At 32.5% G+C, this 1775-nt stretch carries 1 protein-coding gene; it reads left to right on the forward strand.

The features are described 5' to 3' along the window. Window positions 1-87 precede the first annotated feature (87 nt). Window positions 88-1775: GAF domain-containing sensor histidine kinase (locus tag ACP6PK_RS10905; protein ID WP_426559619.1), on the forward strand; the 1688-nt coding region annotated here is incomplete at its 3' end.

A 1775-nucleotide genomic window follows, 5' to 3' on the forward strand; every position in this document is an offset into this window, starting at 1 on the left:
TTTTCCCCTATCCAAGGGGAGGCTTTAAACCACAATTATTTAATTAATAATTAATTATTCGGTCAAACCAAAATTGCCCAAACCTATATGTTAGAAGCTTACTTTGGATATACTAACTGGGGAGCAGTAGTTAAAGTCAAAGACTTAGAAAAACGATACCCACAATTACTTGCAAAAGTGTTAGTTTCCTCTTCTGAAAAAGACAACCTTATTAGTAGCAGTACCTATACCCATACCTCTCAAAGCAATAGAGAAAATATTCTCGATCTAGCAACTGTAATTAAAGTTTCTCAAACTCTGTCTGGAGAAGTCAAACTAGAAAATTTACTCTCAAGTTTAATTCAACTAATGATGGAAAATGCAGGTGCCCAAAAATGCGCTCTCATTCTCGTTAAATACCAACAATTAATAGTTGAAGCAATAACTTATGTTGTAGATACAGATATTCCTATTAATAATCAAAATTATCTGCCAAATTTCCAGCGACCTCAAGTACCCCTTTCCTCAATTCAAGAATTACCTCAAGCATTAATTAACTATGTATGGCGAACTCAAAAATTTCAGGTATTGGATGACGCTACTACAGAAGCAAAATGGGTAAACTACTCTTATTTCACACAACAGCAACCTAAATCTATATTATGTACTCCTATTATCAACCAAGGTAAACTCATTGGTATTATCTACTTAGAAAATAATTTAACCACAGGTGCATTTACTTCCGAAAGATTACAACTATTAGAGATGATAACTACTCAAGCAGCAATTTCTTTAGAAAATGCTTTTATGTACGATACTTTAGAACAAAAAGTTGAGCAACGCACTCAACAATTAAATCAAAAAAATCAACGTTTAACTCAAACACTAGAAGAATTAAATGAAAAAAATCAAACTTTAGCTCAAACCCTAGAAGAATTAAACGAAAAAAATCAATATTTGGGTCAAACTCTCAAAGAATTAAAACAAACTCAAACCCAACTAATTCAAACTGAAAAAATGTCATCTTTAGGGCAGTTAGTAGCAGGAGTTGCTCACGAAATTAATAACCCAGTTAACTTTATTTATGGCAATCTAGACTATGCTCAAGACTACACTCAAGATTTATTAAATGTCATTCAAATATATCAGAATAATTATCCCGAACCTGTTGATGAGGTCATAGATATTATTGAAGATGTCGAATTAGATTATTTAGTGACAGATTTCCCTAAGCTATTAAATTCGATGAAAGTAGGAACTAATCGAATTAAAGAAATAGTCGAATCTTTACGCAACTTTTCTCGTTTGGATGAATCAGCAGTTAAGAATGTAGATATCCATGAAGGCATAGATTCTACTCTGATGATTCTTCAAAGTAATCTCAAAGCTCAACCCCATGAATTAGAAATTCAAGTTCTCAAAAATTACGGTAAATTACCGAAAGTAAAATGTTATCCTGGTGAATTAAATCAGGTATTTATGAATATTATTGCTAATGCTATTGATGCACTAGAACATAATAGAAAATCATCTTCCAATTCTACTCCTCAAATTACTATTACTACAGACAGGGAAGCAGAAAAATTTGTGATAATTCGGATTTGTGATAATGGTATGGGTATGAGTGAGACGGTGCAAAAGCGGATATTCGATCCCTTTTATACTACAAAAGAAGTAGGGAAAGGTACGGGGTTAGGTTTAGCAATTAGTTATCAAGTTATTGTGGAACGTCATGGGGGAAAATTAGAATGTATTTCTACTTCAGGAAAAGGTACAGAATTTGTAATTTCAATTCC

It is taken from the genome of Dapis hubbardiae BLCC-M172 (genome assembly GCF_050016015.1).
GTDB lineage: Bacteria > Cyanobacteriota > Cyanobacteriia > Cyanobacteriales > Microcoleaceae > Trichodesmium.